This window comes from Fictibacillus arsenicus (genome assembly GCF_001999465.1).
Lineage (GTDB): Bacteria > Bacillota > Bacilli > Bacillales > Fictibacillaceae > Fictibacillus > Fictibacillus arsenicus.
Map to the genome: position 1 here is coordinate 1 of NZ_MQMF01000013.1, position 5,324 is coordinate 5,324.

Annotated in this window: 7 protein-coding genes; all 7 read left to right on the plus strand. The window is 69.8% G+C overall.

Going from position 1 to position 5,324, the window contains the following annotated elements; all coding sequences use genetic code 11:
* Positions 1 to 1,539: hypothetical protein (locus UN64_RS21055; RefSeq protein WP_216352802.1), on the plus strand; the 1,539-nt coding region annotated here is incomplete at its 5' end.
* A 17-nt stretch (positions 1,540 to 1,556) separates the two neighbouring features.
* Entirely contained in the window at positions 1,557 to 3,023 is a 1,467-nt protein-coding gene (locus tag UN64_RS19600; RefSeq protein WP_077365901.1) for a hypothetical protein, read from the plus strand.
* Between the two features lie 20 nt (positions 3,024 to 3,043).
* Complete coding sequence (locus UN64_RS19605; RefSeq protein WP_077365903.1) at positions 3,044 to 3,256, plus strand: hypothetical protein; 213 nt, start codon at positions 3,044 to 3,046, stop codon at positions 3,254 to 3,256.
* A gap of 27 nt (positions 3,257 to 3,283) precedes the next feature.
* Positions 3,284 to 3,760 carry a hypothetical protein gene (locus UN64_RS19610; RefSeq protein ID WP_077365905.1) on the plus strand — a complete coding sequence of 159 codons (477 nt, stop codon included), beginning with the start codon at positions 3,284 to 3,286 and terminating at the stop codon, positions 3,758 to 3,760.
* On the plus strand, positions 3,761 to 4,024 hold the full coding sequence (locus UN64_RS19615; protein ID WP_077365907.1) for a hypothetical protein: 264 nt from the start codon (positions 3,761 to 3,763) through the stop codon (positions 4,022 to 4,024).
* Between the two features lie 76 nt (positions 4,025 to 4,100).
* Positions 4,101 to 5,021 carry a LysM peptidoglycan-binding domain-containing protein gene (locus UN64_RS19620; RefSeq protein WP_077365909.1) on the plus strand — a complete coding sequence of 307 codons (921 nt, stop codon included), beginning with the start codon at positions 4,101 to 4,103 and terminating at the stop codon, positions 5,019 to 5,021.
* 11 nt (positions 5,022 to 5,032) lie between these two features.
* Complete coding sequence (locus UN64_RS19625; RefSeq protein WP_077365911.1) at positions 5,033 to 5,302, plus strand: holin; 270 nt, start codon at positions 5,033 to 5,035, stop codon at positions 5,300 to 5,302.
* The last annotated feature ends 22 nt before the right edge of the window (positions 5,303 to 5,324 follow it).

Here is a 5,324-nt window from a genome sequence, read left to right on the forward strand (position 1 = left end):
GGCGTGTACCGGCGCACCGTGTACGCGGACGGTCGGGCGACGGACTGGTCTGCTCCGGCGGGGACGCCGACCCCGCTGGGCACCCGCGATCTGGCGGCTGTTCTCGTGCCGGGTGCGTACTATCAGTCGCTCCCCGCGAACGCGACGGTGGCCCGTGGCTACCCGCGCGACGGGATGACCTGCACCCTCGACGTCCGGCAGGCCGCGTCCGCGCTCGTGACGCAGGAGCTCACGCACTACGACGCGACCGGCGTCAAGGGCACGTACCGGCGCACCGTGTACGCGGACGGGCGGGTCACGGAGTGGACGCAGACCACCGGCACGGGGGCTGGCCCGGGCACTGGCTCCCAGCCCGCCCCCGTGGTGCCCTCGGCCTCCCCGAAGCAGTCCTCTCGGCGCTGCCCGGTGATTCTCCGCTTCGATGATGGATTCAACGGTTTGGTGCACGCCGCCGAGTACATGGCGCAGTACGGCCTCGTCGGCTACCATGCGGCGTGCTCGGCCCTGACCCCGCACGACTCGATCCGTGCACTGCACACGACCTATGGGTGGGAGATCGGGAACCACGCCGCCGGGCACGAGTCGGAGGGGACCCCCACGTTCCTGGCCCGCGTGGATGAGGGCTCGCGTGTTATCGCGGACCTCGTCGGGGAGTACCCTATGACTTTCACCTACCCGCGTGGGCATCGGTCCCCGGAGGGTGACCGGGAGATGGCGCTCCGTTTCAACCAGGTGCAGCTCACGTCCGAGCCGCACACGTCCGCCGTGAGCCTCGCCGAGCCGTCGTTCTTCAGCGGGTGGACTGTGGTGGATGGCCTCGCCGACGCGGAGACGCAGGAGCGCGCGTTCGAGCGGATGAAGCGGTATGCGGTGGGGTCCACCACCCAGGGCCTCGTCCCCACGCTGGCATTCCATGAGGTCGCCAAGCCGGGCCAGACCCCGACCAGCTCGGGCACCGTCTCGTGGGACCTGTTCACCCGGTGGATCGACTGGCTCGCCTCGCAGGGATTCGAGACGCTCCTCCCCCGCATGCTCCGCCCCGCGCAGGTCGTGGTCGATCCGGGATTCAACGCGTACCCCGTCACCACATTCGCTACGGGGGCGTACCCGTGGGCGTCATCGTCCCTGTCCATTTGGTCGCGGTCCACGTCGCACCAGTACAGCGGCCTGGGCTGCATCCGCTCGGCGTCGTCGTCGGCGGTGACCGGCACCGTCTCGCAGGGCCTCGCCCTTGAGCCGGGCCGAGAGTACCGGGTCCACGTCCTCGCGAACGTCGCCCCCACGGCGGGCGCGGTCGAGGTGGAGTTGCGGCCCCGCCTCATGGATGGCCGCTACGTGGGGGAGACGATCCCGCTCGTGCGCATCGACGCGGCCACGAACGGGTTCAAGGATCACACGACGACGTTCACCATGCCGCCCGGCACGCAGAACGCCTCGCTGTTCATCAAGGCGACCGGCCTGTCCGGGTCCGCCGTGGTGGATCACGTCTCCATCATGCGGGCCGACCTGCATGACCCGCTCGACCCGTCCAAGCCGTGACCAACTAGGAGCACACCGTGACGAAACTCATTTTCGACTGGTCCGACTGGGACGGGCCTGCCACCGGGCATGTGATAGTGACCCGCCGGACGTGGCGGCGCGCCCCGGAGTCCCTGCATGTGCCGTGGCAGGTGGTGCTGCCCGTGGATGGGCGGGCGACCCTGGATGTGGCTCATGTGGCCGGGGAGGTCGTGTCGATCCTGTGGGCCCCCAAGGGTGCGGCATCACGGGAAGACCACGCGCTCGTCCCGGCCGGCGGGGAACACCTCGCCCACCTGCTGGACCGTGTGGACCCGTCCACGCTGGAGCCGCTGCCCGAGGATCTGCCGTCCGCCTTTGACCTGGTGGCGCGGGCCGAGGCGCTCGTGGCCCGGATCGAGTCCGGGGAGTTCACGGGCGCGGACGGTGACGACGGGCGCGGGATCACGTCCGTGGAGATGATCGGCGCGACCGCCCGGTTCACCTGGACGGACGGGACCACGCAGGACGTAGACCTGTCCGCCCTGGCCGGTGACGACGGGGATGACGGTGTGGGCGTCGAGTCGGTGACGCTGGACGGCACCACGCTCCGGTTCTCCCTCTCGGACGGCACCACGCGGGACGTGGACGCCGCGGCGCTCCGAGGCAAGGACGGCCGCACCCCGAACCTGGCATGGGACGGGACGCGCCTGGTCGTGGACGGCGTGCCCGGCCCGAACCTGAAGGGCGAGGCGGGCGACGACGGGCATACCCCGGTCCCGACCTGGCAGGGCACCGCCTTGTCGTGGGACGGCGGCGAGCCCGTGGACCTGCGGGGCGCGTCAGGGCAGACTCCGACTATCAAGATCGGGACGGTCACCTCCGGGGCTGCCCCGTCCGCGACGATCACGGGCACCTCCCCTGACCTGACACTGGGCCTGGTGCTCCCGAAGGGAGACCCCGGCACCAAGGGCGATCCTGGCGCGCCGGGTGTGGTGTCCTCGGCGTCGTCCTACGTCATCGTTGGCCCTGGCCGCCCGGACGTGCCGTCCACGACGGCGGGGACCATCACGGGGTCCGAGCCGGTGGGGGCCGAGTACCGGTCTACGGACGGGGCAAACGTCGGCGCATGGACCTGGCGAAAGCGGCCCACCGGATGGGCCGTCACTGACGGCGACACCGGGTGGCGGAACATCTCCGCGTTGCTAGGCGGCACTTTCACCGGGTCAGTGCGCATCAAGCGATCGGGCAGCCGAGTGTCCTTCGTGGCCGAAAAGCTGCTGGGCAGCGGCAGCGCGCATCTTGCGCCAGACCAGTGGGCTGGGTTCCGCGTCGATATCGGCGGGCGTCAGATGAGCGCGGTCCTGTTGGCCGACAACAGCACGCGGCCCGTGGCTGCCGTGAAGCTCGCCATCTCAAGCCTTGCCCCCTACTACATCTTCGGCGAGGCCACGCCAGGCTACGGCTCCCTCATCTGGGATACCACTGATTCCTGGCCCTCCACGCTCCCCGGCACCCCGGCCTGACCTGAAAGGAGCGCGCCCCCATGCCCGCTACCCTCCCTGACCTGACCAACGCCGAGACCTGGCCGGACGACGACCTCGACAATCTCCGTGTCGCGGTTGCCGTCGAGCAAGAACGCCGCACCCGCGTCGCCACCGCACCCGCCCAGCTCGCAGACCTCACCCGGTCAGCCATCGCCTCCGGCTGCGACCCCCAGGCCCTCGTGGACGCCGTCACCGACGCCGCCACAGCCTGACCCGTCACCGACACCAAGGAGGCCACCGTGCCCGCCCGTCTATTCCCTTCGACAGCCCCGCCGATCCGTCTGGCCCTCGGCGCGCTGTCCCTGTACGCCGCCACCCGCGCCGTCGCGTACGCCGTGCCCGGGCGCGACGTCCAAGACCCCCTCATCGCGGCCTCGTTTGGTGGCCGCCTCCTCCCCCTCTATGTGGCGTTGTGGGCCGTCGCCGCCATCCTCTGCCTCTGGGACATGCGACGCCCCACGATCACCGGGTGGGGGCCACGCGCCGTCGTCGGCATGATGGCACTCTGGGGCACCGCCTACGGGGTCGCCTGGGTCGTGGCCCTCGTGGGCACCGAGCAGTCCCCACTCTGGTGGCAGACCGCCATCACCTACCTCGGGCCAGCCGTCGTCATCGTGGCACTCCTGGCCGTCCTCCGCGTCGTCCTACAGACCATCGCAGAAAGGCTCGACGGGACCGCACCAGACGCCCGCGAGCACCACGAGGAGGCAGGCTGAATGGACGAGACGATCATCGCAAGCATCGCGGCAACGGTCGCGGGTCTGGCGGGCGTCGTCGTGTCGAAGTGGCTGCCCCAGAAAGGGAGCACGGAGGACGCGCTCATCGGCCGGCTCGCCGCCCGCCTGGAGGATGTAGAGAGCCGTGTGGGGGTCCTCGAAGCCCGAGAGCGGGCACTCCTCGGCTACGTCAGTGTCCTCCGCTTCCATATCGACTCCGGGAAGGGGCCGCCCGCCCCGGACTGGCCGGAGGGACTCGTGTGATTGACGCCGCGACCCCGTACGCACTACACCATCGGGAGGCCGACACCTCCCACCGCACCATCACTAAGGAGACACCATGAGCATCCCCGGCATTGGCCGCGTCCTGAAGGATGCTGGCATTGAGCACACCCTCACGGACGGCTGGAAGGACCGTGTATGGGTGCGCCTGGATGAGAAGGGCAGGCCGTACAACTTCGACTGGACTGACATTCGCGCTGTGACGGTCCACACAACCGAGTCTGACCCCGCCGCATTCCGGCGTGGCGAGGACGCCCCCACACTCCAGTGGGTCATCAACGGGCAGGGCTACCACACCTACTCGCTGCTCATCGGACGGTCCGGGCGCGTCTACGTCATCTCCGCCCACCCCGGCGCGCAGGCAGGCTATGGCGTCTGGCCACACACCGGGCGCGTCGGCTCTGTCATCCCCGAGAACCAGGGCAACTCCTACAGCCTCGGCGTGGCAATGGACGCATCCGTGCAGTACCCGCCCACCCGCGAACAGCTCGAAGCCCTCGCCCGCGTCCTCCACGCCCTCCAGGAAGAATGGGACGGTGAGCTGGAGATCATCGGGCACGGCGAATACAACGGCTTCCAGGTGCGCACCGATCCCACCGGCGTCCCCGGCGGCATGGACGCAGTACGCGCCGCCGCCAAGCGTGGCACCTGGGAGAAGCCCGCCCACAAGCAGGCCGCACCCGCCGGCACACTCTCCTACGTCGTCCGCCCCGGGGACACGCTCTCCAAGATCGGGCGAACCTTCGGTGTCCCCGCAACCGTCATCGCCCGAGACAACAAGATCGCCAACCCCAACCAGATCGTCGCCGGCCAGGAACTCACCATCCGGCCCGGTGCCCGCGTCCACGTCGTCGACAAGGGCGAGAGCTACTGGGGCATCGGGCGACGCTACGGCCTCACCCCCGAACGACTCGCCGCACTCAACGGCAAGACGACCAAGGACACCATCTACCCCGGCGACATCCTCCGCCTCGCCTGAACGGAGCACACATGAGCATCTACACCACCCCCGAGTTCTGGCGTGGCGCGTCGGAGAGGGCCATTAAGACCTTCTGTCAGAGTTTGCTCGCCGTCCTCGCCACCGGCGTTGTCGGCATCCTTGACGTGGACTGGCCCGGCGCGCTCTCCGCTGCCGCCCTCGCCACCCTCGTGTCCCTGCTGACCTCGGTCTCACAGGCCGAGTTCACGGCTGGTACGCCCGCTAACGAGTACCAGGGCAAGCACGAGGCCCCCGACCCGCGCCACCACGTCGCCGACTGACCGGCCCCACACTGAAGCGCCC

Excerpts from the sequence above, each read along its gene's own strand:
- UN64_RS19625 (WP_077365911.1), top strand. The coding sequence starts at position 5,033 with ATGAGCATCTACACCACCCCCGAGTTCTGGCGTGGCGCGTCGGAGAGG.
- UN64_RS19605 (WP_077365903.1), top strand. The coding sequence starts at position 3,044 with ATGCCCGCTACCCTCCCTGACCTGACCAACGCCGAGACCTGGCCGGAC.
- UN64_RS19615 (WP_077365907.1), top strand. The coding sequence starts at position 3,761 with ATGGACGAGACGATCATCGCAAGCATCGCGGCAACGGTCGCGGGTCTG.
- UN64_RS19620 (WP_077365909.1), top strand. The coding sequence starts at position 4,101 with ATGAGCATCCCCGGCATTGGCCGCGTCCTGAAGGATGCTGGCATTGAG.